The following is a 26,212-nucleotide window of genomic DNA, read 5'->3' on the forward strand; positions in this document are numbered from 1 at the left end:
ACAGATTAACTAAGTTATATGCATAATAGGAAAAGCCCTCAGGTTTTTACGTTGGTCCGCTTTTAGGGCACAGTCCAGGGGAGTAAGGGATAAAGCATTCTTCTTGTATAGACTTACTAAATTATATGCATAACATGAAAATACCTCAGGGGTTTACGTTAATCCGAAATGTGTGCAATTTGTGTGCAAATGCCCTTATAAACAAAAAAGACAACCAAGAGTGGAAGCCTCCTAATTGCCTAATTTACAAGCCTTTCGGCTTAGTAGCGCGACCCAGGATTGAACTGGGGACCTCATGATTATGAATCATGCGCTCTAACCAGCTGAGCTATCGCGCCATAATTTCTCGATTGCGGGTGCAAAGGTAGATATTTTTTTCACATCCACAAACTTTTCAAAAGGAAAATTCTACGCCAAACAAAAAAAACTTTTTAAATTATGCTTTGTAATCAGAAAAAAGTATTTATCTTGCCGACGTAAAACAGAATAAAGTGCTATGAGAAAAGAAAAGATACATATTGAATATCCACTGAGCGCTACTTCCAAAAGTATCATTTGGGGAGCGATAAGTACTCCCACAGGACTAGAAAACTGGTTTGCCGATAAGGTAAAAGCGCAGGATAAACTTTTTACCTTTATGTGGGGAAAAACAGAAACTAGAGAAGCTGAGATTATAAACATCCGTATATTTTCATTCGTACGTTTCCGCTGGCTGGACGAAGAAGACCCTAAAGCCTATTTTGAATTCAAAATGAATTATAACGAGCTGACAGGAGATTATATGCTGGAGATTACCGACTTTACTGAACCGGACGAGATAGACGATCAAAAGAAATTATGGGATCTACAAATCGAAACCTTAAGACGTACTTGTGGTATGTAATTATATAAAAATCATAAAAACATAGATATGCTCTCCTTTTTTTATGCTAATTTTGCGCTCCAATAGTACAAACATGTTACGCATAAAGAAATTAGATATATTCATCCTTAAGAGCTTTACATTGCTCTTTTCCGGAACTTTTTTTATATGCCTCTTCATCTTTATGATGCAGTTCCTGTGGAAATATGTGGATGAATTGGTAGGAAAAGGGCTTGCAATAAGTCTTCTTGCACAATTTTTCTTTTATTCAGCCCTTACCCTTGTACCTATATCTCTTCCGCTAGCTATTTTGCTGGCCTCCCTTATTACTTTCGGTAATTTTGGAGAACGCTACGAGTTGCTTGCAATGAAAGCAGCTGGTATTTCTTTACTCAAAATTATGCGTCCACTAATCCTGTTTTGTGTTTTTCTCGGATGCACTTCGTTTTATTTCCAAAACGTAATAGCTCCGAAAGCGCAAGTAAAATTATGGACTCTATTAATCTCCATGCGTCAAAAATCACCGGAAGTAGATATTCCGGAAGGTGTCTTTTATGACGAAATACCGGAATATAATCTTTATGTTAAACACAAAGACCGCAAAACGGGAAAGCTATATAATCTTATGATTTACAACTTCTCGGATGGTTTTGAGAATGCACATATTATTGTAGCCGATTCCGGAAGCCTTGAAATGACAGCCGATAAGCAACATCTATACCTACATCTTTATAGCGGCGAGCAATTTGAGAATCTAAAGTCACAGGAAGCCTCAGCGAAAAATGTGCCTTATCGAAGGGAAACTTTCCGTGAGAAGCATTCTATCATTGAGTTTGACGCAAATTTCAATATGGTAGACGCAGGTTTCATGAACGACCAATCCATGAGTAAAGATATGTGGAAGTTACAAGCCTCCATAGATTCCATGTCTACACGAGTAGACAGTATCGGAAGGCAATACTATAAAGAATCGCGTTCCAATTATACTCCGAGCCAATTATCCCATACAGATTCTACCAAATTAAAGACATCGACTATTACGTCTGTTAATGTCGATAGTCTTTATAACACATTGACATTACTCGACAAAAAAAAGATCATAAGCACTTCACTCGGCCGTACAGAAAATTTAGGAAATGATTGGGGCTTCAAGAGTTTTACAATAACCGACAGTGACAAGAACATACGTAAACATGAAACGGAATGGCACAATAAAATCACACTATCATTGGCTTGCCTTATCTTTTTCTTCATCGGTGCACCACTTGGTGCAATCATTCGAAAAGGCGGTCTGGGCATGCCGGTTGTAGTCTCTGTGCTTATCTTCATCATCTACTACATTATTAATAATACCGGATATAAAATGGCTCGCGACGGAAATTGGGAAGTCTGGCAAGGTATGTGGATCAGTTCTTTCATCCTCGCACCGATAGGAGTTTTCTTCACCTATAAGTCTAACAAAGATTCAGTTGTCTTCAATGCCGACACATATCTGTCCTGGATTAAGCGTATCATCGGAATACGCGTAACGCGTCATCTGTTTAAAAAAGAGGTTATCATTCATGATCCTGACTATAACCGCATAGATAAGGACATAGATACACTCAATACCGATTGCCGGGAATATATACAAAAACATCGGCTTACTTCCGTTCCTAACTATATCAACATTTGGAAAAAGAACGAACAAGATGAAGATATTACCATCATCAATGAAAAGATGGAAGCAATGGTAGACGAGTTATCCAATACTAAACAAACCGACATACTAAAGTACCTGAACAACTATCCGGTCTTATCGGTTTATGCCCATAAAAGTCCTTTCAAAAAAGAAATATTCAACATTATAGCCGGCATTCTGTTTCCAATAGGATTAATTTTCTATTTCAGGATATGGATGTTCCGTATACGATTAAATAAAGATTTGCAGGAAATCATCAAGACAAACAAAGAAATACAAAACATTATCAAAAACAATAATATATAGAAATATGAAAGAAAATAAACTTAATACGATTGAAGAGGCTATCGCTGATTTCCGTGAAGGTAAGTTTGTCATCGTAGTAGATGATGAAGACCGTGAAAATGAAGGCGACCTCATCATTGCAGCCGAAATGATTACTCCTGAAAAAGTAAATTTCATGCTTAAACATGCTCGTGGCGTACTTTGTGCTCCCATTACTACCACACGATGCAAAGAGTTGGATTTACCTCATCAGGTAACAGATAATACATCTGTACTGGGAACTCCCTTTACGGTAACGATCGATAAATTGGAAGGATGTACGACAGGAGTTTCCGCTGCCGACCGTGCCGCAACAATACGTGCACTTGCCGACCCAGCCTCTACCCCGGCTACATTTGGACGTCCCGGTCACATCAACCCATTGTATGCACAGGAAAAAGGTGTACTTCGTCGTGCCGGACATACAGAAGCCGCTATCGATATGGCTCGTTTAGCAGGATTATATCCGGCAGGAGCTTTAATGGAAATTATGAATGAGGACGGTTCGATGGCACGTTTACCGGAACTGCGCAAAATGGCAGAGCAATATGACCTCAAACTTATTTCTATTGCCGACCTGATAGCTTATCGGCTAAAGCAGGAATCGATTGTGGAAAAAGGTGTAGAAGTCAATATGCCTACAGAATACGGACATTTCCATTTGATTCCGTTCCGTCAAAAAAGCAACGGACTAGAGCACATGGCTATTATTAAAGGTGAGCTGCATGAAGACGAACCGGTATTGGTCCGCGTACATTCTTCTTGTATGACCGGAGATATACTCGGCTCGCTACGTTGCGACTGCGGTGAGCAATTGCATAAAGCACTGCAAATGATTGAAAAAGAAGGTAAAGGTGTTGTCGTTTACCTAAATCAGGAAGGACGCGGTATCGGATTGATGGAAAAAATGAAGGCATATAAATTACAGGAGAACGGAATGGACACTGTAGATGCCAATCTTTGTCTGGGACATCAGGCCGACGAACGCGACTATGGTGTAGGAGCACAAATTCTCCGTGAAATCGGTGTGCATAAAATGAGGCTGTTAACCAACAATCCGGTTAAACGGGTTGGCTTGGAAGCATACGGACTGGAAATCATCGAAAATGTGCCTATCGAAGTCACACCTAACGAATACAACGAGCGTTACCTTAAAACCAAAAAGGAGCGTATGGGACATACTTTACATTTCAGCAAATAATTTTATTCAAACTTTATAATTATGGAAACAAACTCAGTAAGTAAGACCTATGAAAAGAGCGAGCAAATCGCTTTGTTTAGGAATGTCTATCTTTGGATGAGCATGGCACTTGTCATCACCGGATTAACTTCATTAGTCGTAGCAGATTCCCCTTCTATACTTTCTGCTATCTTCAGTAACCGGTTTGTATTCTATGTTCTATTATTCGGAGAATTGGGACTGGTATGGTATATGTCTGCACGGATAAATTCACTATCTTTCTCAACAGCAACCCTACTCTTTATCTTCTATTCAATCCTGAACGGAGTAACCCTTTCTGTGATATTCCTTATCTATACACTTTCGTCCATAGCCTCCACTTTCTTTGTTACAGCGGGCACATTTGCTGTAATGTGTATATACGGCTATGTCACCAAAAAAGATTTAACCAGTATCGGTAACCTGTGTTTCATGGCTCTTATCGGACTAATCATTGCAACCGTAGTGAATCTGTTCTGGCAAAATGAAACTCTTTACTGGATTGTCAGCTATGCCGGAGTACTCATTTTTGTAGGACTGACGGCTTATGATACCCAAAAGATAAAAAAGCTATTGCTTAGTGAAGGTACGGAAGTAAACGAGGGCACACAAAAGATAGCATTAATGGGGGCGTTAAATTTATATCTTGACTTTATTAACCTGTTTCTTTATCTTCTCAGATTGCTAGGCAACCGTAAATAATATAAGATAAATGTATTGATTACAAGCAAAATACTTTCATAATTAAAATATTATAGCTTATTTTGCAGCGGAATACAATCAATTAACAGGAATATAATAATCATGAATCAACTTTCAGACCGTCTTAATAGCCTGTCTCCATCAGAAACACTGGCTATGTCACAAAAGAGCAACGAATTAAAGGCTCAAGGCATTGATGTTATTAATTTAAGTGTGGGCGAACCAGACTTCAACACTCCTGAACATATAAAAGAAGCAGCAAAGAAAGCTATCGATGATAATTTCTCACGCTATTCTCCGGTTCCGGGATACCCCGCACTTCGCAACGCCATCGTTGAGAAATTAAAAAAAGAAAACGGATTAGAATATACAGCAGCACAAATATCTTGCTCTAATGGAGCTAAACAATCAGTTTGCAATGTAGTGATGGCATTGGTAGGTAAAGGTGATGAAGTGATCATTCCTGCACCTTACTGGGTAAGCTATCCGGAAATGGTGAAACTGGCAGATGGTACGCCTGTTACTATTCCGGCAGGAATCGAACAAGATTTCAAAATTACTCCTGCACAATTGGAAGCAGCTATCACGCCGAAAACCAAAGCACTCATTCTTTGTTCGCCATCCAACCCTACCGGTTCGGTATACAGCAAAGAAGAATTGGCCGGATTAGCCGCTGTACTGGCAAAGCATCCACAAATAGTTGTGATTGCCGATGAAATTTATGAGCATATTAATTACATCGGAAAGCATGAAAGCATTGCACAATTCCCCGAGATATTTGACCGTGTGGTTATCGTGAATGGTGTATCCAAAGCTTATGCAATGACAGGATGGAGAATCGGTTTCATCGCCGGTCCGGAATGGATTGTAAAAGCGTGCAACAAACTCCAAGGACAATACACTTCCGGTCCTTGTTCAGTATCTCAAAAGGCTGCCGAAGCTGCTTATACCGGAACACAAGCACCGGTTGAAGAAATGCGTAAAGCATTCGAACGTCGTCGTGACCTGATTGTGAAACTGGCAAAAGACGTACCGGGATTCGAAGTAAACGTGCCGCAAGGAGCGTTCTATCTGTTCCCTAAATGCGACTATTATTTCGGAAAATCATGCGGGGATCGCAAAATAAGCAATGCAGCTGATTTAGCAATGTATTTGCTTGAAGTAGGACATGTAGCTTGCGTAGGCGGTGCAGCTTTCGGTGCTCCCGAATGTATCCGTATGTCATATGCTACTTCCGACGAAAATATTGAAGAAGCTATCAGACGTATCAAAGATGCTTTAGCGAAATTGAAATAAGATAGAATACCTGTTATTCAGCATACGGTCCTTTGTTTGCAAACGATAGGAGTTTGTAAACAAAGGACCGTATCTTTGTTTTCAATCGACCGTATGTTCATTTTCTGTTCTAAAGGCAGCCGAAAGGATATAATAAAAAGGCCTTTGGAAACGGCAAACAAAAAAGCCGCCCCCTTACTGAAAAAGGAAGCGACTCTGTTAGTTAGTCATTCTTTCTAAATGATTGTATTTATCATGCTGGATGAATTGCTTCAGAAGGACAAGCATCAGCGCAAGTTCCACATTCTGTGCAAAGATCCGGGTTGATATGATAGATATCACCTTCAGAAATTGCTTCTACCGGACATTCATCGATACATGTTCCGCAAGCAATACAATCATCACTAATTACGTAAGCCATTTTCTTTAAAATTTAAATTATTAGTACTAATTTGTTCGGGCAAAATTACACGTTTTATTGGATTGACGAAATGTTTCCGATATAATTTAGACTAATTTGGATTAAATCTAAATAAATATCCTACAGCTTAAGATGTATGGATGATTTTTATAAATTTGCACCGCAATAAGAACAAAGGATTTCCGTTATTGATACATAAACATGGAAGAATTGAAGAAGTATTTCACTATATTACTCCTGCTGACATTATCTTTCACCGTCTATTCACAGACCAGAAAGATACAAAACCGCCCTTATATAGACCAGCGGAGGTTGCACTATGGGTTTACGATAGGGATACATACACAGGACCTCAAGTTTAGAAATAACGGTTACATCACGGAAGACGGTCAATCATGGTTTGCCGATATAGGGGAATATTCACCGGGATTCACAGTCGGTGTGCTCGGCGAACTCTATTTAAACCAATATCTTGCCCTTCGATTGATTCCTTCATTGGAATTCGGAGACAAAAAAATTATTTTTCGCGAGAAAGAAACCGGAGAGGAGTATAAACAAACGATGAAATCATGTTATATCTCTCTGCCGCTCGACTTAAAATTCAGTGCCGAACGTTTTAATAATTATCGTCCTTACATCGTTGCAGGAATATGTCCGTCTATTGATTTAGGAAAAAAGAAGCAAAAAGCCTTATTAACGAAAAGCATGGATTTTGCAGTGGAGATTGGTTTGGGATGTGATTTCTATCTTCCTTTCTTTAAGCTGATTCCCGAACTAAAATTCCGTTTCGGTCTTGCCGATTTATTGGAAAAGAAACGTAATGATCTCACGGATATGTCACTCATGAAGTTTACCCAATCCATAGACCGGGTAAACTCAAGAATGATTGTCCTTTCTTTCTATTTCGAGTAAATACATTTCGGATCAGATTAGTGCCCCAACGCATCATACAGCACTTGCTGAATCTTCGGACGTATATTCATCCGTCCCAATTTATTATTCCATGCATTCGGATAAACACGATTACTTAAAAACACATAAACCATGTCGTTATCCGGATCTGCCCAAGCACATGTACCTGTAAATCCGGTATGCCCGAATACAGAAGCAGGCGCAGACTCTGCACATGGGTTTTTCTCCACATCTTTCATATCCGGTTTATCAAAGCCAAGTCCCCGGCGACTAATATTTGATGTTGCCGTAGTAAACAAATGGCAAGTCGCTTCACTTAAATATCTTCGTCCGTTATAAGTTCCACCGTTCAACAGCATCTGATACACAGCAGCTACCTCCGAAGCCGAGCCAAACAATCCTGCATTACCAGACACCCCTCCAAAGAAAGCCGCCGCCTCATCATGCACATATCCCTGCAACACTGGAGATTTTCTACGTAGAAAATCATTCTTAACGGTAGGAGCAATCTGTTCCTTAGAGAACTTGCGCAAAGGCAGATAAGTAAGTCGTTCCAACTTCATCGGACGAAAATACTCCCGATACAATAGTTTATCCATTGCCTCACCACTAATCCGTTCCACCATCTCTTTCAGCAAGATAAAATTCACACAACTATAACGGTATACCTTATCCTTTAACGGTGCTTCTGCCAGCATTCTTTCTTCTTCCTGACGGAAAGAACGATTCAACCAGAAATCATCCGCAACATTTATATCATACACATCGGATGGCTTCGAAGAGACCAAGCCTTCTTTGAAGTTATAACTTGAAGAGGCATACAAGTTTTTACCGACCTGTATCGTATGCAAATTATCCTTCTTACTTTTTAAAAAAGCCCCCGCATAACTATCCTTATCTATCGCTTCCTTATAAAAGAAAATAGTAGAAGGCAATCCGGACTGGTGAAACAAAAGTTCATTAATAGTGATATTCTCCTTATCCGTACCTTTTAGATAAGGCAAATAGGTTGAGATTTTATCAGTAAGGTTAAATTTGCCTTTATCATACAATTTCATCACGGCAAGCAAAGTTCCTGTGGTTTTAGATAATGAGGCCAAATCATATAAATCATCCGACTGCACCTTATGAGCATTCTTATCATAAGTAAAAGAACCAAAACTCTTATCATAAACAATCTTTCCATTCTTCAGCACATAAACCTGGCAACCGGGAAAAGCACCGGCACTGATGCCATCCTGTACAATCGAATCGATACGGTTCAAAACACCAGAACTCATTGACAACTCCTCCGGAGCATAATATTGAGGTGTTGCCGGAGTGATAGTAATGCCTTCCCCGGCTTTAAACTGTTTCGGAATACTTGCAGAAAGTCTTCCGCTGGCAGATGAAACCCCATAAAGAACCCCGGCGACATGTTTCTGAACGTCAGGCTCTACGGAATGTCCGAGAACTACTGATGCTGCGGAAGATAGCGAAGGTAGCTGATCTAATGTGGTGAAAGGAGTAAATATGGCATAAACAGTCGGCGCATTGAGCGATAAAGTAGCTAAAAACGGGCTGAATCCCTTTATCGTGCGTGTAGTAACAGAAACAACGACTCTCCTACTATCAGCAATCCGGTGTATAATACTACGACGCACTGAATCATTTGTTTCTTTAGTTAAACGGAAATTTATCACCGGACCGTATTTCGCCAATTCCTGAACAAATACCTCATCAGACTTAGGGACACCGATACTAATCACCGTCAACGTATCTGCCGAATAATGAAAAGGAAGTATTCTTTTACGATTACCCAACACTGTAACGGATGCTGCATGCAACTTCTCTATCAACCCGGAGGTTTGGGGAGTAGAAATACGTTCCTCCAACCCTGACAAATTTATTTTTTTCTTTCGATAGGCCCCCAAAGCATATTTATAAGTCAGAACTTTACGGCACTTCTCGTTTATCATTTCCTCTGAAAGCACCCCCTTCTCAATAGCTTTCATTACCCCTTCTATCTCCGTTTTTATATTTCGGGGAGCCAGCAACAAATCATTTCCGGCATTTAAAGCCTGCACACATACATTTTCCGTTGACGACACGCCTTTCATTGCTAAAGCATCCGTAAAAACAAGTCCTTTAAATTTCAGTTCATCAATCAACAATCCGGTTATCACATTTTTGGAAAGCGAGGCCGGTAATGAGGAGTTATCCAAAGAAGGAACTTGCAGATGCCCAACCATTATACCGCCTAAACCGGCTTTTATAACTTGTTTGAAAGGATATAGCTCGACACTGTCCAGCCGCGCGCGGGTAAAGGGCAAAACCGGAAGTGCTTTATGAGAGTCCACATCCGTATCCCCATGTCCGGGGAAATGTTTAGATACAGACAAAACGCCTCCGCTCTCCAAGCCCTTGGCATAAGCTACCACCTTTTCCGCCACCAGATACGGATCTTCACCAAATGAACGAGTATTGATTACCGGATTATTCGGGTTAATATTCACATCGGCAACAGGAGCAAAGTTAACGTGTACGCCGAGTTCTTTACACTCACGCGCCACCTCTTTGCCGTACTCATAAATCAACTGATTATCTTGAATACAGCCCAAAGTCATGTTCCTTGAGAAATTCGGAGTACCTTTCAGCCGCATTGCCAAGCCCCACTCTCCATCAAAAGTGATTAGAAGCGGAACTTCGGCATTGTCTTGGGCATAATTAGTGAGCAATGCCTGATCCCGCAGCTGACCACCGGAGAACAACAAACCGCCAACTTTATGCGTACGGACAACATCTTGCAGTAACGAAAGATTCCGTTTCGTATTTTGAGGCGCAATCGTGTAGATAAATAATTGCCCTACCTTTTCTTTGAGGCTCATCCCATCCATTGTTTTATCCACCCAAGCCTTGCAGGCAGGTTCCTGTTTTGCCTCATATAATAATAAAGGCTCAACCTGAGCCTTTACCTGATGTATTAATAGAAATGCCGAAACAAAAGTTATCCACCATCCTTTCATATAATCAATCCCTGTTTTACTCTTTAACAAACTTCAAGTCCATTGTCCCTACAAAAATCCCATTCTTTCCCATCTGCTGCAGAGGAATATCTTTCCCATCCAAGTTCTTGTAATACAAAGTCTTCTCAAAGAAAGAATGAGAATGCCCCCCAAAAACAACATCTATATTACGTGTATGAGTTATAAGGTCTATATCGCATACCGGATTCTTCGGATCAGGTTCCCAACCGATATGTGATAAACAAATAACGACATCACATTTCTCTTTATTCTTCAAAATATCCGCTACATTATTAGCCACCTCATTAGGTTCGGTATAAACCACCCCTTCATAATTCTTTTCCTGTACCAGACCTTCCAACCGGGGGCTAAGTCCGAATACTCCAACCTTTAATCCGTTACGTTCGATAATCACATAAGGTTTCACTATACCTTCCAACACAGTACCCTCAAAATTATAATTAGCACAAACAATCGGGAAGTTTGCCATTTTAAATAGACGAAGCATATTATCCAGACCAAAATCAAACTCATGGTTACCGATAGTCCCGGCATCATAACCCATTTCATTCATCAGGCTTACCTCAACTTCTCCCCGGAACATATTATAATAAGGTGTACCTTGTGAGAAATCACCGCAATCGAATAATAACAAGTCCGGATACCTTTCACGCATTTCTTTCACAAAAGTAGCTCTACGCACATATCCACCTTTATCGGCATATTCTGCCGGTTTTACATTCTTCTCCAACGGTTCGATACGACTATGGGTATCATTCGTATGAAGTATAAACAATTCTTTCTCTTCCTGAGAAAAAAGCAATGTACAGAAACAAAAGGCACAAAGCAATATCCCCGTACGCTGTATATAATGCATTGATAATTTCATTTTTATTCGGTTTTATTTATATATGGTTATTCTACTGTGATACGTCCGTCAAGTGTGGCAGTAACACTTTTACCTTTTTTCTCCATTTCCTCTATATAATTCACTATAATCTGACGAATCGTAGCTTTCTCCGGACAAACACGTTCCGTTGCCTCAAGAAAAGCAGTCATTCCATCATTTCCCTCTGCAAGATAATCCAAAGTAGCGACCGTATATAATTTATCCGGTTCTATTTCTTGCCCGTTTATCTTAGCATCTTTCAGTTTACCGTCTTTTGTTATAACCAAACGTGCACCGCTTAGACCTTCCCCACCCAATTTCGCTATCTGCACGAACAAATCCATCAAAGACTTGCCGTTCATAGTCAACAGGCACAACGAATTTTCAAAAGGAAATATTTCATAAACATTTCCAAATGTAACATCCCCCTGTGGCAGAGAGTTTCTCAAACCACCCATATTTGTAATTGCCACATCCGCCGGCTTCCCTTGATATTGGGTAGCAGCCAACCGGATCACATCTGCAGAAAAATCGGATAAAAGACTTTCCGGACGTTCAGCACTCATAGCCACTTCGCTATGACCAATAACCGGAGACATTACACTATCTACTTTTGCTTTATAAGGAGCCAGCATTTTCACCGCAGCTTCATCGGGATGAACATCATAAGCAGAATTAATTTCCACTCTACCGCCATCTATTCCAACCAATTCATAGGATGAATGACAAGCAGAAAAAGTTAACATTCCCGCAAACAGGAATGCTACATAAGTTTTGCGCACAAATATTTGTTTCATTATATAAGAGTTTGTTGCACCAAATATAGTTAAAAAAAGAAATACAGCAAGCAGATTCCGTCATAATAAAAAATAATTCATACACTTATTTGGCTATCTGATAAATAATTAGTTACTTTGCACCGCTTTCGCGCAATCGCTGTCAAAGAAGAGTTACTTGATATGTTGCGTTGTAACGATAAACAATTTAAAAAAAGGACAATGGATTTAATTAAAATTGCAGAAGAAGCATTTGCTACCGGGAAAGAGCACCCAAGCTTCAAAGCCGGTGATACTATTACAGTAGCATATCGTATTATCGAAGGTAACAAAGAGCGTGTACAGTTGTACCGTGGTGTTGTTATTAAAATCGCCGGTCATGGCAACAAAAAACGTTTCACAGTTCGTAAGATGTCCGGAACTGTTGGTGTAGAGAGAATCTTCCCAATCGAATCTCCGGCTATCGATAGCATTACTGTAAACAAGGTAGGTAAAGTTCGCAGAGCAAAACTGTATTACTTACGTGCACTTACCGGTAAAAAAGCAAGAATCCAGGAAAAAAGAGTTAACGCTTAAGCAACTCTTATCCAAGATAAAAAAGGGAAAACTTTATAAGCTTTCCCTTTTTTATTTCCCTCCACCCTGATACCTGCTTCCCGCTAAACCTTTATCATTGCATCGATGTTATATCCGAAAAGCATCGATATGATATTCAATCAAACAGACACACATTACCTTATCGCCGCGATTTGCGTGATAACATCGGCATTAGTATTCTATACCATCGGGGTATGGGGAGAACGACTGCAAAAGAAATTAAAGTCATGGCACATTCTATTCTTTTTACTCGGACTCCTGTCGGATGCGGTTGGAACCGGATTAATGGAACACATCGCCCGGCTCACTCAACTGCATGACGAAATACATACTATAACCGGAGTCATTGCCATCCTCCTAATGATGGTACATGCCATGTGGGCTATATGGACTTATAAACTAGGATCTTTAAAAGCCAAACAACATTTCAACAGGTTTAGCATTGTCGTATGGATTATCTGGTTAATCCCCTACTTTATAGGTGCATATTTAGGAATGTCATTACACTGATAACCCAACTAATAGGTGGTACTATATTTTAAAATCAAGGATACACATCATAATAAATGTAAAATACCGGAATATTTTATATGTTATAGAACATATTTACCGGGATTATTGTTATCTTTGCAGAGAATTAAGAAAGATAGTAATAACCGTTCTTCAAAACGTGGAGAACAAAAAAAGAGGTAAAATTATGAAGACAACAAACAAAAACAATGAGAATTTAATTGCTAAGTTGCAATATCAATTACAACGTTACAAAGCAATGGGAAACGGCGCAATCTGCCAATCTTTGAACAACAGAATCCAAAGACTTTCTGCTCAACAAAAGGCGTAAGCGCCATCTTACAAGAGTTATCAATTTTATAAATATAAAGAGAGGGACATTCAGAATATCTGGTTGTCCCTCTCTCATTTATTATCACTAAAAATTTTATTCTTCAAAATCCTTTAGTTCCCATCCCAAAGCACTGGCTCCAAGTACTGCCGCATCGGAGTCTTTTAATTCAGAAACCAACAACTTGGTTTTTCCTTTAAAGATAGTCAGAATGTTAGCCTCCATTGATTCATAAATAGGCTTCATAATATAATCGCCTGCTTTTGCCAGACCACCGAACAAGATAATTGCTTCCGGACTTGAGAAAGCAATAGCGTCCGCCAAAGCTTCACCCAAAATATTTCCTGTAAACCGGAAGATCTCCTGAGCAAGTTTATCTCCACGAACAGCGGCATCAAACACATCTTTCGATGCAATCTCTTCTGCCGGAATATTACGCAACAAACTATTATCTGTTCTTGCTGCCAAAAATTCTCTTGCAGTACGGGCCACTCCGGTAGCAGAGCAGTAAGTTTCCAAACATCCTTTACGACCGCAACCGCATAGACGACCGTCACGACGGATGATAACGTGGCCAAGCTCACCGGCAAAACCATCATGTCCGTAAACTACTTGTCCGTTAATCACAATACCACTTCCGACACCCGTACCTAAAGTTATTACAATAAAGTTCTTCATACCACGAGCCGCACCGTACGTCATTTCACCGACAGCTGCCGCATTCGCGTCATTAGTCAATGCAGTAGGGATGCCAAGACGTTTTTCAAACATCTCCGCAAGCGGGATAATAACACCCTTCCACGGTAGATTCGGAGCAAACTCAATTGTACCTGTATAATAATTACCGTTCGGCGCACCTATACCTATACCTTTAATCTTACCTTTTCCACCGTTCTTTTCTATCAACGGAAGCAAGCCTGCACAAACAGCGTCTGCATAATCTTCTACTTTTGCATACGCTTGTGTTTTAATTGAATCCACGTCGATTATCGTTCCACGCGCATCTACAATACCGAATACAGTATTCGTTCCACCTATGTCAATACCTACTGCATAAGGTTTTTCAATATTTGTAATCATGATACTAATAATTATTTGGGTTAGTTTATTTGTACACAAATTACGTAAAGAAGATTGAATCCACAAAATTTTTTTCACTATTTCTTTATCCGGTTGCAACTTTTCCACTATTGCTTGCGTCTAATAAATGAGAATCAAGAATAATTCGAACCATTAGAAATGATACATTTAGAGAATATCAACAAGACCTACTACAACGGAGCACCGCTGCACGTCTTAAAAGGAATCAATCTCGATATAGAAAAAGGAGAATTCGTATCCATCATGGGGGCATCCGGTTCAGGAAAGTCTACATTGCTTAATATTCTCGGGATACTGGATAACTACGATACAGGAAACTATTATCTCAACAATGTGTTGATAAAGAATCTCAGCGAAACACGTGCCGCCCAATATCGCAACCAAATGATAGGGTTTATCTTTCAGTCATTCAACCTCATCTCATTTAAAAATGCAATGGAGAATGTGGCTCTCCCTCTGTTCTACCAGAACATAAGCAGGAAACAACGGAATATCCGTGCAATGGAATATTTAGACCGATTGGGATTAAAGGAATGGGCACATCATTTACCGAACGAGATGTCGGGCGGACAGAAACAACGTGTCGCCATTGCCCGCGCACTCATATCCCAGCCACAAATCATCCTTGCCGATGAGCCGACGGGAGCTTTGGATAGCAAAACTTCCGTAGAAGTAATGCAGATATTGAAAGAAGTCAATGATTCGGGCATGACTTTAATCGTTGTCACTCATGAAAGCGGTGTTGCCAATCAAACCAATAAAATCATCCATTTAAAAGATGGCGTTATTGAATCGATAGAAGAGAATCCCCACCACAACATCTCCCCTTTCGGAGATAACGGACTCATTAAATAAACGGCAGCATCATGAAAATAGGAATAGATATCTGGCAAGAAATATTCAGTACGATACGCCGGAACAAATTACGAACGTTCCTCACCGGATTCTCCGTATCATGGGGAATCTTCATGCTAATCATCCTGCTAGGTTCAGGCAACGGACTGATGAACGGATTTACCAGCAACTTCTCCGACCGTGCCATCAACTCCGTGCAAGTATCCACTTGGAAGACAAGAGTTGCTTACGCCGGTATGCAGTCCGGAAGAAGAATCAGCCTGGACAACACGGATTTAATGCTAACCGAGAAAGAGTTTGAAGATAACGTAATCAAAGCCAGCGGCACTATTTATAAATGGAATTGCACCTTTACTTACGGCAGCGACTACGTCTCAGGACCATTATATGGAGTGCACCCGGTATATACGGAAATAGAACCTTATAAAATAGCGGAAGGAAACGGGCGCTTTATCAATGAATTGGATATAAAAGAGGCACGCAAAGTGGTTGTTATCCATCCTAAGACGGCCGAAACCCTCTTCAAAAAGGAAAACGCCATCGGTAAATTCATCAATATCAATGGAATAGCTTATAAAGTCATCGGAGTCTATGTACAGGATTTCAGAAGAAACGACCAAATAGGTTTTATCCCGTTTACTACGGCACAGCTTATTTATAATCAGGGAACTACACTACAAAACATTATCTTTTCCACAAAAGAATTAAATACGATAGAGGCAAATGAGTCATTCGAAAAAGACTACCGGAAAGTCATAGCGGCGCACCATCAGTTTAGTCCGGATGACACCGGAGCTATGTGGATATGGAACCGCTTCACCCAATATCTGGAAACAATGACCGCCCAAAACATACTGAATACGGCAATCTGGGTAATCGGCATCTTTACATTGCTCTCCGGAATTGTCGGAGTGAGCAATATCATGCTTATCACTGTAAAAGAAAGGACAAAAGAATTCGGTATCCGCAAAGCATTGGGTGCTTCTCCGTCATCTATATTGTGGCTGATAATTCTCGAATCTATCGTTATAACCACTTTATTCGGATATATCGGCATGGTGGCAGGGATAGGGGTAACAGAATGGGCGTCTGTCTATTTTGACGCACAGGCAGCCGCACAAGCCACAGACGAGATGAACTTCACGATCTTCAAAGATCCGACTATCAGTCTGGGCATGGCTCTGCAAGCTACTACCGTATTGATTCTTGCCGGAACGCTTGCCGGCTTCTTCCCGGCACGGAAAGCCGTACAGATAAAACCGATTGAAGCACTTAGAGCAGACTGATTATGAATATGAATATAATAGATATAGACCGTTGGCAGGAAATCTGGATGACGATTACCCGCAACAAAACACGGAGCTTACTCACGGCTTTCGGCGTATTCTGGGGAATCTTTATGCTGGTAGCTTTGATTGGCGGAGGCAACGGATTGCAGAACATGATGAGCCGTTCATTCAGCGGCATCGCCACCAATTCCTGTTTTTTTATGAGCCAGCAAACGAGCGAGGCATACAAAGGTTTCCGCAAAGGGCGTTACTGGAACTTGGAAATGAACGATATAGACATTCTGCGCTCCAACATAAAAGAGATTGAATACATTACCCCGATTTTATTCGGAGGATGGAAAGATAATAATACAGTCTATGGCGACAAAGCCTATACGGCAGGCGTAAAAGGTGTTTTACCGGAATATGAAAAGATAGAAGCTCAAAAAATAACATACGGACGTTTCATTAACGATATGGACGTAAAAGAGCAAAGAAAAGTATGCTTCATCGGGAAACGTATCTACGAAGCCCTGTTCAATAAAGGAGAAAACCCATCCGGCAAGTTTATACGCATAGACGGTATTTATTATCAGGTCATCGGTGTGGCGGGAGATGCGTCGGACAATATCAGCATCGGCGGTAATGCGGAAGAAATGGTTGTATTGCCATTCTCCACGATGCAGATGGCCTATCACGCCGGTAACAATGTGGATCTGATAGGACTGACGGGAAAGCCCGACGTCCCCATCAGCCGGATACAGGAACAGGTGGAAACGATTATCAAACAAAACCACCTGATTGCACCGAATGATGCACAGGCTCTGTTCTCTATGAACATGGAAAAGATGTTCAAACAGTTCGACAACCTTTTCCTAGGCATCCGGTTGCTAATCTGGATTGTAGGTCTGGGCACTTTATTTGCAGGTATCATCGGAGTAAGCAATATCATGATGGTGACGGTACGTGAGCGGACAGGAGAAATCGGCATACGGCGTGCCATCGGAGCCAGACCGTTTGACATTATGCGGCAAATACTGAGTGAAAGCATGATTCTGACAAGTATTGCCGGATTTTTGGGAATATCTTTTGCCGTACTCGTACTTCAGGTGGTAAATGTAGGTATCAGTTCATCCGCCGATTATGACGCCGGATTCCAGATATCTTTCGGCGTTGCGGTAGGCACAGCCGTTATTTTAATGACATTAGGCACACTTGCAGGGCTGGCTCCGGCATTCCGTGCCATGGGCATAAAACCGATTGAAGCCATTAGGGAAGAATAAAAAAACAAAATTGAATAAATACATTATGAAGAAGTTCTTAAAGATTGCGTTATCAGTGGTAGTTGTTGCCATATTTATCGGAACATTCGTATTCTTGTACGTTAAGTCGAAGCCCAAGCAGGTGGCTTATGAGATTGTAACTCCTGCAATAGCGGACATTGAGAAAAGTACCGTTGCCACAGGAAAAGTAGAGCCACGTGACGAAGTACTCATCAAACCGCAAATATCGGGCATTATCTCCGATGTTTACAAAGAAGCGGGACAGCCCGTAAAGAAAGGTGAAATAATAGCCAAAGTAAAGGTTATCCCGGAAATGTCGCAGCTCAACTCCGCAGAGAGCCGTTTGCGCCTTGCCGAGCTCAACTACTCCCAGACCCAACAAGAGTTTGGACGTATGAAACAACTTCATAAAGACAACCTGATAAGCAAGGAAGAATATGAAAAGAGCGAGCTTGCCATGAAACAGGCTAAAGAAGAAAAAGAAACGGCCAAGGATAATCTGGACATTGTCAGAGACGGAATCACACAAAACAGTGCATCTTACAGCACAACCATGATTCGCAGTACCATCGACGGACTCATCTTGGATGTCCCCATAAAAGTAGGTAATTCCGTGATTATGAGTAACACGTTCAATGACGGAACTACGATTGCTACCGTAGCCGACATGAACGACCTTATCTTCAAAGGCAAAATAGATGAAACGGAAGTGGGACGCATCCATGAAGGAATGCCTATAAAACTGACCATCGGGGCTTTACAGGGCATCAACTTCGATGCGATGCTGGAATACATATCTCCTAAAGGAGTGGAAGAAAACGGAGCCAACCTGTTTGAAATAAAAGCAGCCATCACCGTTCCCGACACAGTGAAGATACGTTCCGGTTACAGCGCCAATGCCGAAATCATGCTGAATCAGGCAAAGCAAGTCCTCACGGTTCCCGAAGGTTGCGTGGAATTCAGTAACGACTCATCCTTCGTTTATGTACTGACAGACTCCGTTCCTGAACAAAAATTCAAGAAACAACAAGTCAAACTCGGTATCAGTGACGGTATCAAGATAGAAATAAAGAATGGTATTGCCGGGAAAGATAAAATCCGCGGTAGTAAAAAAGACAACTAATCCCCCCTGCTGTTTATGAAAACAAGAATCATCATATACCTATCCCTACTCTGTTGCACAGGAATAAAAGCCCAAAAACAGTGGACGTTGAGCGATTGTATCGACTATGCCATAGAGCATAATCTGGAGATACAAAAGCAAGAAGTAACGCAAAAGCAACAAGAGATAGAATTGAACACGGCCAAGTTCAGCCGGTTGCCGAACCTGAACGGGAACGCTTCACAATCGTTCGATTTCGGGCGTGCCCTGAACAGTCAGAACATCTATACCGACCGAAATACCAAAAACACCTCCTTCAATGTCAGTACGGATATCCCCCTTTTCACCGGGATGCAGATACCCAATACCATTGCACTGAACAAATTGAATCTGAAAGCATCCGTGGAAGACCTGAACAAGGCGAAAGAGGACATCGGTATTCAGGTTACTTCTTCTTTTCTGCAAGTGCTTTTCAATGAAGAACTCTACAAGGTGGCACAAGAGCAGGTACGGCTGAGCAAAGAGCAATATGAACGTATCAAACGCCTCAACGAAGTTGGCAAAGCAGCCGTGTCCGAAGTATACGAAGCCAAATCCCGCGTAGCGCAAGACGAGCTGTCCATGACTCAAACCTACAATAATTGGAAACTGGCACTTCTCGACCTTAGCCAACTATTAGAGTTACCGTCTCCCGAAGGATTCGAAATCATATCACCGGAAGAACAACCCGATTTTCAAACCCTGTCTTCTCCGGACGACCTGTTCAATATTGCCGTTTTAAGCAAACCCGGTATTCTCGCCACACAATACCGTCTGCAAGGGATGGGCAAAAGTATCCGAATCGCTCAGAGTGCCTACTATCCCAAGCTCTCTTTCGGGGCGGGAATCAGCACTGCATACTATAATCTGAAAGGAGTTGACAACGAACCGTTTGGTAAACAATTGGGCAATAATTTCAGCAAATACGTCGGCTTTACATTAAGCGTGCCCATCTTCAATCGTTTGGAAACCCGCAACCGTGTACGGACAGCCCGCCTCAACCAGACGATGCAGTCATTGGCACTGGAAGATTCCAAGAAAACATTGTATAAAGAGATACAACAAGCGTACTACAACGCCGTGGCAGCACAAAGCAAGTACAACTCATGCGAAACAGCAATGGCTGCAAGCGATGCATCGTTCCGGTTGATGAAAGAGAAATACGACAACGGTAAAGCCACCGCCGTAGAGTACAACGAGATAAAAACCAACCTGATGAAAGCAACTTCCGATAAGATACAAGCCAAATATGAATACATCTTCCGCAAGAAGATATTGGATTTCTATAAAGGCATACCGTTAAACCAATAGGGAAAAAGATAAAACAGACATACGGTCGATTGTTTGCAAACAATAGGAGTTTGTGAACAATCGACCGTATCTTTGTCATCAAACGTCCTTATGATTTTTTCAATCAACCTGATGTTTTTTTTAAACATCGAGGTGTTTGTAAAAAACATCAAGGTCATTTCAAAATCACCTAAGGGAGCGTTGTCCAACGCTTAAGGGAGCGACGTCTAACGCTCCCTTGAGCGATAGCTTACATCTACGGGAGCGTAAGGCATCACTCCCTTAGGCGTTTCAACCTACCTATTTTGCAGTTATGCAATTTACTTGAGCTTACCTTCACCTTATCACTTTTTGCTCCTTTATTATTGATACCCAAACGGTTATAGTGAAGGTAACTTTTTCAGGCAATAAGGAAAATTAAAAATGGGGCGTTGACCCTCTCTCTCTTAAACAACTTTCAATTCTCAACTCTCAATTCTCAACTAAAAAAGTTACCTTCACTATAACATCCTATCAATCAGAGATAAAACAGCAAAAGGTGATAAGGTGAAGGCAAGCTCAAGTAAATTGAATAACAGCTAAATCAACAAAACACGAAGCTAAAACCTACTCTACTAAAACTTTTTGAGCTTTATCATTTACTTTCACCAAATAAATCCCCGGTGAAACCGTAAGGGCAAATGTACCGACCACTTTTTCTTGCCGAACCAAACTCCCGTTGATTGCATAAATATTGACACTTACCGGCATATCGGTTGGATTGTCCACTCTTATTTCTCCACCGAAAGATGTAATTTGATAATCGGTAGCAGAAGCTCTACCAACGGATGAAGGAAAATCATTGGTTTCTACAATATTATCGAAATCCACCCAATAAGGGGACTCACGATATAAATCGCCGGAACCGACGGGAACATACAATGTAAGGTCTTTATTGCTTTGGAAAATACAGAAAGGTTCATAAGACTCATTATCATTATTAATATTGTAATAAGCAGTCATCGGAGGCGTTTTTGCCATACAGTAAACACGCTCCAAAAAATCAGAAAGACGAAAAGCACCCTGATCAATGTATTCAATGGATGCCGGAAGCACTACTTCCGTCAAAAAGTTCTCTCTAAAAGCATCCTTCCCGATTCTTTTCAGGTTCTTGGACATCTGCACCTCCTTTATCGGACCGTAGAACGCATTATCATGAATTACAGTCACATTATCCGGTATAACAAGCGAAGTCAAATTTTTATTCCGCTCAAGAAAACTCACCGGAATCTCCGTTATATTTTGAGGCAATGTAATACTCTGCAGACTGAAAGTTTCCTGAAAACATCCGTCTCCCAAGTTGGTAACAGTACCCGGAATTACTATTTCTTTCAATTTTTCAGAAGCAAAGGTAGAAATAAAAAGTGGAAATGGGAAATACGGAGCGATAGAATTGATAGACAAGAGGTTTAGGGAATTTGGGGTTGAAGAGCGAAGCCAACGAAAACCGGAATAAAGCCAAGTTGAACCGGAGCTGCGTAACCTAATAGTAACCTGTGTATTTTCACCGAGAAGGTTATGAGATAGATATGGGTGATGAACGTAAGGTGTTAAGGATAAGCAGTTTTGGAGAGAAACGAAGGTTTTAAGGAAGGGGATTTGGAAAAAGCGACCGAAAAAAATATGAAAAGCGATTTGTCTGCTTTGCTCCGCTCCGGTTTGCATATCAATGAATGATTCTTCATAACGTAATTTTGAACCTAAAAAAAAGTAGAGTTATGAAGAGTACATTTTCGACAATCTTTTATCTGAAAAGATTAGCAGTGAAGAAAGACGGTACAGTGCCTATCATGGGACGTATCACAGTGGACGGTACACAGACGCAGTTCAGTTGTAAACTGAATATCCACCCGGATTTGTGGGATACGAAAGCGGGACGGGCAACAGGACGCAGCACAGTGGCGCTGGAAACAAACCGCATGCTCGACAAGATGCGGGTGAAAATCAATCAGCATTATCAGGAGATAATGGACCGTGACAATTTTGTCACAGCGGAGAAAGTGAAGAATGCCTTTCTCGGACTGGAACATCGTTTCCGTACGTTAATGACGGTGTACGAGCAGTATCTAAAAGATTATAAGAAGCTGTGTGATGAAGATATGAAGTCTATCAAGACGTATCAGAAATATCAGACGGTGTATAAGCACCTGAAAGATTTCCTTTACCAACGGTATAATCTGAAAGATATTGCGCTGAAAGAACTGACGCTGGCTTTTATCAAGGATTTTGATATGTATCTGCGCACGGATAGGCATTGTTGCAATAATACGGTATGGATTTATACCGCTCCCCTGCGCACAATGATAAATGTGGCTCTTGATAATGAATGGCTCACCCGTGACCCTTTCCGCAAATATGAGATTGAAAAGGAGGAAACGACACGTACTTTCCTTAATAAAGAGGAAATAGCACGCCTTTTAGATACTCCGATGAAAAATGCAAAGCAGGAATTAATCAGGGATTTGTTTTTATTTTGTACATTTACGGGCTTGGCTTTCGCGGATTTGTATAATCTTTCGGAAGAGAACCTGCGGACGTATTTCGACGATCACCTTTGGATAAACATTCCACGCCAAAAGACAAACGTAGTTTCCAATATCCGGTTGCTGGATATTCCGCGCAGATTGATTAACAAATATCGTGACCTTGCGACGGATGGCAGGGTGTTCCCCGTTCCGGGTTATCAGGTATGTTTGTATAATATCAAACACCCGATAGCGAAGCGATGCGGAATAACCAAACACCTGACATGGCATGTATCCCGTCACACTATGGCAACAGAGGTGTGTATGACGAACGGCGTACCCATTGAAACGGTGAGTTCGATTTTGGGACACAAGAGCATTAAGACGACACAAGTCTATGCGAAAATCACAAAAGAAAAATTGAACCGTGATATGGAAAACCTTGCTGACCGCTTGGGAGACATCAAGGAATTTGCCGTTATGAAAGCCGTATGAGATACGGCAGGGCTGAAAGGATAAACAGAGAATCAAGTAGAACGAAGTGTGAAATTTATTAAGTGTACAAGTATGGAATGGGACATCATAAAATTTGAAAACGGAAGAATGTTCGCAACCGGAAGTAACGTGTTAATGACCTCAACGGAACTCGGCGAGTTGTTCGAGGTCAGTCCTGCACAAGTGGATCGGGCGGTTCAGAGATTGATTAAGAGGGGTATTTTTGATAAGTATGCAATTTATAAGACTATCCCGGTGGAAGGACACGAAGATAAAATCGGCTGGACGAGAGAGGTGTACGGCATAGAGGTGATTATTCCACTTGCCTACGAATGGGACAACGCTTTTACCCGTATGTTCAGGAAATGGCTGGCGGAAAAAGCGACGAGCATGATAAAAGAAACTCCGACGATATTTATACAGTGTGGAAAAGGATTTGTCTGCTAAATATTCCGAAGGATAATCAAATGACTAACGGGCAGTCTTGCAAGTAAGCAAGGCTGCCCGTTGGTCGTTTTAGGAGTGGAACGACAGAACATCATACCGGATTTCGGTTTCAGGGAAGTCAGTTGCATGCGCTATCTGATGGCTTTACGATAGTTCTCTTCCAATAGTTGTTGAAGGTCGTATTCGCGGTATAAGACCTTGCCACCAAAAATGATGAAGGGGAGCGTGCGTGCGGTGCGGTATTCCTGCAAGGTGCGGCGGCTGACTTTCAGCATTTGAGAGACTTCCTTGTCGGTGAGATAACGTTCGCCGTTCATGGGCGGACGGTAGTTTTCGGTAAGGCGGCTTGCCGCTTTTGCGCTTTTTCTTAATGCGTGCAGTACGGCGGCTATCTGCTCGTCGTCTGCGGTGAGGACTCTGTTCTCTGACATAACTCTGCGGATTTAGTGGTTTAAACAAATACGTGTATCATCAAATCTTATCCCGTTCGGTGCGGTACTGGTCGATGACGGGCAAGAGCCGGGCGACTTCTTCGGGTTTGTAGTAGAACTTGCGATTGAAACGCGAGTGCCCGATGATACGGTTGTCACGCAAGGTTTGCAGGGTGCGCGGGCTGATGCGGAGCATACGGCAGACGTCTTCACCGTCGAGCCATTTAGCCAGATGGCGGTCGTCACACTTGCGTGTGAGTACATTCACTTTTCCGGTTAGCGTTGCGATGTCTGAAAGCAACGCTTCAAAGGTTTTCTTTTCGATAATGATTATTTCCATAATACTGTAATTTGATAATTAGGGTTTGATGCCGCTGTCTGCCCCTTCCTGGCATATATGGGCAAATCGCGGCAGGAATGATGCGAAAATAGGACTTCTTGCGGTCGGTCGGACTTGTCCGGCTGGTTGTGGCAGCTTGTGGCGCAATGGAATGAAGCCGTTTGTGCCAAATGCGAAAAATGTTGCGTGGGACACGCGTGTCTTGTGAAACGGGGTGAAAAGAAGCGGCTTACTTTGCTGCATAATCAGGAAAAGAAAATGCCTGATAAAGATTTTGAATTGAAAAACCACAATGAAAACGATTGGTGATACTTGGGTTAATTAATTGCTTTACGTTGATTGGGCGTATGGTACTGCCGGGAGGCAGGAAATATGAATACAAACATGAATATGAACGCAAATGCGAATATGAATGTGATTGCGAATGTGATTGTTTGTTTACCATATCAACCTGACTTCATACTGTTGGGAAATAGGATGAAGTTCTTATCTGAATGTGTTTTTTGTTTCTGATGATGCCCTGCGGACAGCGGTCCGGGGGCATCATTTTTTTATACCGGACGGTGATACGGATTGGCGAGTGCGGCAGAGAACTGTATTGTAAGAATGGCGGTATTGATACGAAAGGATAAGAAAGGCGGTACTGATACAAAATCATAAGAATGGTGAGAATGATCCCCCAAAGGGAATTTTAAGGCCCTACACATAAAAATCTTACGTGGGACACGCGTGTCTTGTGAAAGGACGTCACGGGAATGGACGAATTTCGCTGCATAATCAGAAAAACGGAAGGTTATGGAGATTATTACAATGGAAAGTTCCGCTTATAAGGAACTGATGGAAAAGATAGAAAAGATAGCCGGGTATGTGCGCGAGAATGAACGCGAACAGGCAAAAAAGAAAGATACGGCAGACGTGTGGCTGGATAACCGGGAAGTCATGTCACTTCTGGGTATCAGCCGCCGGACACTGCAACGGCTACGGGGAAGCGGACGTATCGGTTATGCTATCTTCCGGGGGGCGTGCCGTTATCCGTTTTCAGAAGTGGAACGGCTGATAAAAGAAAGCGTGTTCAACTGTAATCCCCAAACACTGGAAGAGTTTAAGCGGAATTATCTGCTACGCACAGGCGGCAAGCCTTCTAATATCCCACCTAATAACAAATAGCCTATGGAATTTCTGGATATAAAAACCTTTGAGGGGTGGATGCGGCGTATCGTCGAACGGCTGGACCGACAGGAAGAACTGATTGCCACGCTTAAAGGTAAGCAGAAAGAACCGGAAGAGGATGTAAAATTACTGGACGGGGAACGCCTGCTCGACAATCAGGACTTGTGCCTGCTACTGCAAGTGAGCAAACGGTCGCTGCAACGCTACCGGAGCATCGGGGTACTGCCCTACGTGATGCTGAGGCACAAGACCTACTACAAAGAATCAGAGGTGCTGCGCTTTATTGCAACGCATTGCAGGATTTTCCATAAGGATGAAGTGGAACGGTACAAGGCACGTATCTCAAAATTGCCGTAGGAATAAGGTTTTCATTACGGTAACAG

26 protein-coding genes, 1 tRNA gene and 1 pseudogene are annotated in these 26,212 nt (G+C 41.6%); 19 read left to right on the plus strand and 9 right to left on the minus strand.

Going from position 1 to position 26,212, the window contains the following annotated elements; genetic code table 11:
• Nucleotides 1–58: 58 nt before the first annotated feature.
• Nucleotides 59–133 (plus strand): annotated as a pseudogene (locus DXB63_RS14095) (ISL3 family transposase); the annotation flags it as partial.
• A gap of 131 nt (nt 134–264) precedes the next feature.
• Here the strand turns inward: DXB63_RS14095 and DXB63_RS14100 are convergent.
• Nucleotides 265–338 (minus strand) — tRNA-Met (locus DXB63_RS14100).
• Nucleotides 339–496: 158 nt separating this feature from the next.
• Here DXB63_RS14100 and DXB63_RS14105 point away from each other — a divergent pair.
• From DXB63_RS14105 to DXB63_RS14125, 5 genes are all read left to right on the plus strand, one after another.
• Entirely contained in the window at nt 497–883 is a 387-nt protein-coding gene (locus DXB63_RS14105; protein WP_122127047.1) for an START-like domain-containing protein, read from the plus strand.
• A gap of 73 nt (nt 884–956) precedes the next feature.
• Nucleotides 957–2,849 carry an LptF/LptG family permease gene (locus tag DXB63_RS14110; protein WP_122127048.1) on the plus strand — a complete coding sequence of 631 codons (1,893 nt, stop codon included), beginning with the start codon at nt 957–959 and terminating at the stop codon, nt 2,847–2,849.
• A 4-nt stretch (nt 2,850–2,853) separates the two neighbouring features.
• A complete protein-coding gene (locus DXB63_RS14115) occupies nt 2,854–4,068 on the plus strand; it encodes a bifunctional 3,4-dihydroxy-2-butanone-4-phosphate synthase/GTP cyclohydrolase II (protein ID WP_122127049.1) in 1,215 nt (404 codons plus the stop codon).
• 21 nt (nt 4,069–4,089) lie between these two features.
• Nucleotides 4,090–4,788 (plus strand): Bax inhibitor-1/YccA family protein, encoded by a 699-nt coding sequence (locus DXB63_RS14120; RefSeq protein WP_122127050.1) that lies wholly within the window; start codon nt 4,090–4,092, stop codon nt 4,786–4,788.
• A 102-nt stretch (nt 4,789–4,890) separates the two neighbouring features.
• Nucleotides 4,891–6,084: a pyridoxal phosphate-dependent aminotransferase gene (locus tag DXB63_RS14125; protein ID WP_122127051.1), complete on the plus strand. Its 1,194-nt coding sequence runs from the start codon at nt 4,891–4,893 to the stop codon at nt 6,082–6,084.
• A gap of 232 nt (nt 6,085–6,316) precedes the next feature.
• On the opposite strand, the gene DXB63_RS14130 is transcribed toward DXB63_RS14125, so the two are convergent.
• Complete coding sequence (locus DXB63_RS14130) at nt 6,317–6,484, minus strand: DUF362 domain-containing protein (protein WP_122127052.1); 168 nt, start codon at nt 6,482–6,484, stop codon at nt 6,317–6,319.
• A gap of 210 nt (nt 6,485–6,694) precedes the next feature.
• Here DXB63_RS14130 and DXB63_RS14135 point away from each other — a divergent pair, with 210 nt between their 5' ends.
• Entirely contained in the window at nt 6,695–7,396 is a 702-nt protein-coding gene (locus DXB63_RS14135) for a porin family protein (RefSeq protein ID WP_233522869.1), read from the plus strand.
• Between the two features lie 17 nt (nt 7,397–7,413).
• Here the strand turns inward: DXB63_RS14135 and DXB63_RS14140 are convergent, their stop codons facing one another.
• Genes DXB63_RS14140 through DXB63_RS14150 form a run of 3 tightly spaced genes read right to left on the minus strand, consistent with a single transcriptional unit; the run spans nt 7,414 to nt 12,087 of the window.
• Entirely contained in the window at nt 7,414–10,431 is a 3,018-nt protein-coding gene (locus tag DXB63_RS14140; RefSeq protein WP_233522865.1) for a glycoside hydrolase family 3 N-terminal domain-containing protein, read from the minus strand.
• Nucleotides 10,418–11,269: a bifunctional UDP-sugar hydrolase/5'-nucleotidase gene (locus DXB63_RS14145; protein WP_122127097.1), complete on the minus strand. Its 852-nt coding sequence runs from the start codon at nt 11,267–11,269 to the stop codon at nt 10,418–10,420. Before DXB63_RS14145 ends, DXB63_RS14140 begins: the two co-directional genes overlap by 14 nt.
• Nucleotides 11,270–11,316: 47 nt before the next feature.
• Complete coding sequence (locus DXB63_RS14150) at nt 11,317–12,087, minus strand: 5'-nucleotidase C-terminal domain-containing protein (RefSeq protein WP_122127054.1); 771 nt, start codon at nt 12,085–12,087, stop codon at nt 11,317–11,319.
• A gap of 201 nt (nt 12,088–12,288) precedes the next feature.
• On the opposite strand from DXB63_RS14150, the gene rplS reads away from it, so the two are divergent.
• The 3 genes from rplS (at nt 12,289) to DXB63_RS18135 (ending at nt 13,504) form a co-directional block, all read left to right on the plus strand.
• Nucleotides 12,289–12,642, plus strand: a complete 354-nt coding sequence (rplS, locus tag DXB63_RS14155; protein ID WP_122127098.1) for a 50S ribosomal protein L19 — start codon at nt 12,289–12,291, stop codon at nt 12,640–12,642.
• A gap of 129 nt (nt 12,643–12,771) precedes the next feature.
• Entirely contained in the window at nt 12,772–13,173 is a 402-nt protein-coding gene (locus tag DXB63_RS14160) for an HsmA family protein (protein WP_122127099.1), read from the plus strand.
• A 187-nt stretch (nt 13,174–13,360) separates the two neighbouring features.
• Complete coding sequence (locus DXB63_RS18135; protein WP_178300706.1) at nt 13,361–13,504, plus strand: hypothetical protein; 144 nt, start codon at nt 13,361–13,363, stop codon at nt 13,502–13,504.
• A 96-nt stretch (nt 13,505–13,600) separates the two neighbouring features.
• On the opposite strand, the gene DXB63_RS14165 is transcribed toward DXB63_RS18135, so the two are convergent.
• Complete coding sequence (locus DXB63_RS14165) at nt 13,601–14,584, minus strand: ROK family protein (protein ID WP_122127100.1); 984 nt, start codon at nt 14,582–14,584, stop codon at nt 13,601–13,603.
• A 159-nt stretch (nt 14,585–14,743) separates the two neighbouring features.
• On the opposite strand from DXB63_RS14165, the gene DXB63_RS14170 reads away from it, so the two are divergent.
• From DXB63_RS14170 to DXB63_RS14190, 5 genes are read left to right on the plus strand one after another with little or no spacing between them, the layout of a single operon-like run.
• Nucleotides 14,744–15,460: an ABC transporter ATP-binding protein gene (locus DXB63_RS14170; protein WP_122127055.1), complete on the plus strand. Its 717-nt coding sequence runs from the start codon at nt 14,744–14,746 to the stop codon at nt 15,458–15,460.
• Nucleotides 15,461–15,471: 11 nt separating this feature from the next.
• Nucleotides 15,472–16,746 (plus strand): ABC transporter permease, encoded by a 1,275-nt coding sequence (locus DXB63_RS14175; protein WP_122127056.1) that lies wholly within the window; start codon nt 15,472–15,474, stop codon nt 16,744–16,746.
• Between the two features lie 8 nt (nt 16,747–16,754).
• Complete coding sequence (locus tag DXB63_RS14180) at nt 16,755–18,011, plus strand: ABC transporter permease (RefSeq protein WP_122127101.1); 1,257 nt, start codon at nt 16,755–16,757, stop codon at nt 18,009–18,011.
• A 25-nt stretch (nt 18,012–18,036) separates the two neighbouring features.
• Complete coding sequence (locus tag DXB63_RS14185; RefSeq protein ID WP_122127057.1) at nt 18,037–19,134, plus strand: efflux RND transporter periplasmic adaptor subunit; 1,098 nt, start codon at nt 18,037–18,039, stop codon at nt 19,132–19,134.
• Nucleotides 19,135–19,149: 15 nt separating this feature from the next.
• Nucleotides 19,150–20,463, plus strand: a complete 1,314-nt coding sequence (locus DXB63_RS14190; protein ID WP_122127058.1) for a TolC family protein — start codon at nt 19,150–19,152, stop codon at nt 20,461–20,463.
• Between the two features lie 585 nt (nt 20,464–21,048).
• Here DXB63_RS14190 and DXB63_RS14195 read toward each other — a convergent pair.
• Complete coding sequence (locus DXB63_RS14195; protein WP_122127059.1) at nt 21,049–22,146, minus strand: leucine-rich repeat domain-containing protein; 1,098 nt, start codon at nt 22,144–22,146, stop codon at nt 21,049–21,051.
• Nucleotides 22,147–22,199: 53 nt separating this feature from the next.
• On the opposite strand from DXB63_RS14195, the gene DXB63_RS14200 reads away from it, so the two are divergent.
• Both DXB63_RS14200 and DXB63_RS14205 read left to right on the plus strand, forming a co-directional pair.
• A complete protein-coding gene (locus DXB63_RS14200; protein WP_122127102.1) occupies nt 22,200–23,441 on the plus strand; it encodes a site-specific integrase in 1,242 nt (413 codons plus the stop codon).
• Between the two features lie 72 nt (nt 23,442–23,513).
• Nucleotides 23,514–23,888, plus strand: coding sequence for a helix-turn-helix domain-containing protein (locus DXB63_RS14205; protein ID WP_122127060.1), 375 nt, complete (start codon nt 23,514–23,516; stop codon nt 23,886–23,888).
• Nucleotides 23,889–24,019: 131 nt separating this feature from the next.
• Here DXB63_RS14205 and DXB63_RS14210 read toward each other — a convergent pair whose 3' ends face one another.
• Together DXB63_RS14210 and DXB63_RS14215 are read right to left on the minus strand one after the other, a co-directional pair.
• Complete coding sequence (locus DXB63_RS14210; protein ID WP_122127061.1) at nt 24,020–24,319, minus strand: helix-turn-helix domain-containing protein; 300 nt, start codon at nt 24,317–24,319, stop codon at nt 24,020–24,022.
• 40 nt (nt 24,320–24,359) lie between these two features.
• The gene (locus tag DXB63_RS14215; protein ID WP_122127062.1) at nt 24,360–24,659 is read right to left on the minus strand and encodes a helix-turn-helix domain-containing protein; all 300 of its coding nucleotides are present in this window, start codon (nt 24,657–24,659) and stop codon (nt 24,360–24,362) included.
• A gap of 795 nt (nt 24,660–25,454) precedes the next feature.
• Here DXB63_RS14215 and DXB63_RS14225 point away from each other — a divergent pair.
• On the plus strand, nt 25,455–25,826 hold the full coding sequence (locus DXB63_RS14225) for a helix-turn-helix domain-containing protein (RefSeq protein ID WP_122127064.1): 372 nt from the start codon (nt 25,455–25,457) through the stop codon (nt 25,824–25,826).
• Nucleotides 25,827–25,829: 3 nt separating this feature from the next.
• Nucleotides 25,830–26,186, plus strand: coding sequence for a helix-turn-helix domain-containing protein (locus DXB63_RS14230; RefSeq protein ID WP_122127065.1), 357 nt, complete (start codon nt 25,830–25,832; stop codon nt 26,184–26,186).
• Nucleotides 26,187–26,212 lie beyond the last annotated feature (26 nt).

The organism is Bacteroides sp. OM05-12, from assembly GCF_003438995.1.
Lineage (GTDB): Bacteria > Bacteroidota > Bacteroidia > Bacteroidales > Bacteroidaceae > Bacteroides.

Coding starts and splice junctions, on each gene's coding strand:
- DXB63_RS14190 (WP_122127058.1), top strand. CDS start 19,150: ATGAAAACAAGAATCATCATATACCTATCCCTACTCTGTTGCACAGGA.
- DXB63_RS14200 (WP_122127102.1), top strand. CDS start 22,200: ATGAAGAGTACATTTTCGACAATCTTTTATCTGAAAAGATTAGCAGTG.
- rplS (WP_122127098.1), top strand. CDS start 12,289: ATGGATTTAATTAAAATTGCAGAAGAAGCATTTGCTACCGGGAAAGAG.
- DXB63_RS14215 (WP_122127062.1), bottom strand. CDS start 24,659: ATGGAAATAATCATTATCGAAAAGAAAACCTTTGAAGCGTTGCTTTCA.
- DXB63_RS14115 (WP_122127049.1), top strand. CDS start 2,854: ATGAAAGAAAATAAACTTAATACGATTGAAGAGGCTATCGCTGATTTC.
- DXB63_RS14150 (WP_122127054.1), bottom strand. CDS start 12,087: ATGAAACAAATATTTGTGCGCAAAACTTATGTAGCATTCCTGTTTGCG.
- DXB63_RS14125 (WP_122127051.1), top strand. CDS start 4,891: ATGAATCAACTTTCAGACCGTCTTAATAGCCTGTCTCCATCAGAAACA.
- DXB63_RS14230 (WP_122127065.1), top strand. CDS start 25,830: ATGGAATTTCTGGATATAAAAACCTTTGAGGGGTGGATGCGGCGTATC.
- DXB63_RS14225 (WP_122127064.1), top strand. CDS start 25,455: ATGGAGATTATTACAATGGAAAGTTCCGCTTATAAGGAACTGATGGAA.
- DXB63_RS14110 (WP_122127048.1), top strand. CDS start 957: ATGTTACGCATAAAGAAATTAGATATATTCATCCTTAAGAGCTTTACA.
- DXB63_RS14170 (WP_122127055.1), top strand. CDS start 14,744: ATGATACATTTAGAGAATATCAACAAGACCTACTACAACGGAGCACCG.
- DXB63_RS14185 (WP_122127057.1), top strand. CDS start 18,037: ATGAAGAAGTTCTTAAAGATTGCGTTATCAGTGGTAGTTGTTGCCATA.
- DXB63_RS14195 (WP_122127059.1), bottom strand. CDS start 22,146: ATGCAAACCGGAGCGGAGCAAAGCAGACAAATCGCTTTTCATATTTTT.
- DXB63_RS14160 (WP_122127099.1), top strand. CDS start 12,772: ATGATATTCAATCAAACAGACACACATTACCTTATCGCCGCGATTTGC.
- DXB63_RS18135 (WP_178300706.1), top strand. CDS start 13,361: ATGAAGACAACAAACAAAAACAATGAGAATTTAATTGCTAAGTTGCAA.
- DXB63_RS14180 (WP_122127101.1), top strand. CDS start 16,755: ATGAATATAATAGATATAGACCGTTGGCAGGAAATCTGGATGACGATT.
- DXB63_RS14130 (WP_122127052.1), bottom strand. CDS start 6,484: ATGGCTTACGTAATTAGTGATGATTGTATTGCTTGCGGAACATGTATC.
- DXB63_RS14165 (WP_122127100.1), bottom strand. CDS start 14,584: ATGATTACAAATATTGAAAAACCTTATGCAGTAGGTATTGACATAGGT.
- DXB63_RS14105 (WP_122127047.1), top strand. CDS start 497: ATGAGAAAAGAAAAGATACATATTGAATATCCACTGAGCGCTACTTCC.
- DXB63_RS14175 (WP_122127056.1), top strand. CDS start 15,472: ATGAAAATAGGAATAGATATCTGGCAAGAAATATTCAGTACGATACGC.
- DXB63_RS14205 (WP_122127060.1), top strand. CDS start 23,514: ATGGAATGGGACATCATAAAATTTGAAAACGGAAGAATGTTCGCAACC.
- DXB63_RS14120 (WP_122127050.1), top strand. CDS start 4,090: ATGGAAACAAACTCAGTAAGTAAGACCTATGAAAAGAGCGAGCAAATC.
- DXB63_RS14210 (WP_122127061.1), bottom strand. CDS start 24,319: ATGTCAGAGAACAGAGTCCTCACCGCAGACGACGAGCAGATAGCCGCC.